The following is a 1,273-nucleotide window of genomic DNA, read 5'->3' as shown; positions in this document are numbered from 1 at the left end:
AACCGCCAATCCTAAAGAAACGGCTGCCATGGCCGATGAACTGGTTAAACTCAACATCGCTGCTGCAAGGACGCAAGCAAAAATTGTCGTGCGTTTTATCGTGCGGGATTGTGGATTATTCATAAATATCTCTCGAAAAATCTCAATGGGCCGGATGGGTAATGTGCTTCCGTGCGTACATTGTTACTGATAACCCGCATGCAAGCTCCCTGGAAATAAGTCGGGTGCCCTAACACTCAGTGCAGTAACGGGTTAATTACCGTTCAGGCTGTTTTCTATTTTGGGGAGAGCAGCACCTACACCCGCACCCACCACACCACCTACCGCAGCACCGACGGCAGGATTGCCCGCAGCGACTGTTCCCAAAACCGCACCGCCAGCAGCGCCAATAGCACCGCCACTCAGGGCACGCTGGCCCGTTGGGCTCATGTTGGCACAACCGGCTAATGCCATCACTGCTGTCAAAAGTAAGACTGCCCGGACCCACGAAGCGGCAGGATTTGCAGTTTTTATATCCGTTCCAGACATCGTAACCTCCTGTTCAAGGATTTCTCTATCAGACAATAGTCCGTAGAAACTTGCTCATACTACATTATAGCCAACATCTGAGGCTTTCATCTGGCCATGATTCTCGTAGATCCTGACTGTAAGGACCAAAGAGGATGCGGACTGGCGGGCCATAAGGCGTCAATTACGATCTGCTGTGGTCACTGCCATGTGTTGATATTTCATTTTGTTCCTATTTTTCAATGTCATGAACGGGTATTGTTCTCCACTGTTCTTTCTTTGGAACTGATGATGCCAGTACTGTGGTTTGATTTTTCAACCACCATGTGGAATATCTAATGCAGAATGCGTGCCCAAAATTTACAGCCAAAGCTACCCCCACGAAGGATCGAATCATGACGCAAAAAACACGGCCAGACGATCACTGGACGTTAGAGAAACTGCAAAGCCTGCTGGGTTTTATCCTGCGTATAATAATCGCTTGCGGCACCGCCATGATGATCAGTGGCTGCTTGCCGTTAATGGCGGCAAGCGCTGCAGGCAGTGTCGTTTACTATAACATGCCGCATTCCAATAAAAATGCTGATTAAGCGTATTGTCTGACGCCCATTCCCAGTTGCCCTGCTGTGCGGCACATGCGGCCAATGATCGCCTGACAGTGGCTATTATTCCGGGTAGATTCTCAACCTGACTGAAGAGCGACAACACAAATACTTAAAAATTAACCAGATGGAATAAGTCAGCGTCCCACTGTAGTGGACTGACT

General features: G+C 48.9%; 3 protein-coding genes. 2 read left to right on the top strand and 1 reads right to left on the bottom strand.

All coding sequences use genetic code 11. From position 1 onward, the window contains the following. Nucleotides 1–190 (top strand): hypothetical protein (locus HAP95_RS09575; RefSeq protein WP_215884005.1); only part of this gene is annotated, 190 nt, incomplete at its 5' end. A gap of 62 nt (nucleotides 191–252) precedes the next feature. Here the strand turns inward: HAP95_RS09575 and HAP95_RS09570 are convergent. After that, a complete protein-coding gene (locus HAP95_RS09570; RefSeq protein ID WP_226832703.1) occupies nucleotides 253–528 on the bottom strand; it encodes a YMGG-like glycine zipper-containing protein in 276 nt (91 codons plus the stop codon). A 374-nt stretch (nucleotides 529–902) separates the two neighbouring features. Between HAP95_RS09570 and HAP95_RS09565 the strand changes: the two genes are divergently transcribed. Further along, a complete protein-coding gene (locus tag HAP95_RS09565; RefSeq protein ID WP_075324188.1) occupies nucleotides 903–1,097 on the top strand; it encodes a hypothetical protein in 195 nt (64 codons plus the stop codon). Nucleotides 1,098–1,273: the final 176 nt, after the last annotated feature.

The sequence above is a fragment of the Acidithiobacillus sulfurivorans genome (assembly GCF_018853815.1).
GTDB classification, from domain to species: domain Bacteria; phylum Pseudomonadota; class Gammaproteobacteria; order Acidithiobacillales; family Acidithiobacillaceae; genus Acidithiobacillus; species Acidithiobacillus sulfurivorans.
This window is presented reverse-complemented; position numbering and strand designations above follow the sequence as displayed.

Bases quoted from the DNA above. Each gene is read 5' to 3' on its own strand.
- HAP95_RS09570 (WP_226832703.1), bottom strand. From the start codon at position 528: ATGTCTGGAACGGATATAAAAACTGCAAATCCTGCCGCTTCGTGGGTC.
- HAP95_RS09565 (WP_075324188.1), top strand. From the start codon at position 903: ATGACGCAAAAAACACGGCCAGACGATCACTGGACGTTAGAGAAACTG.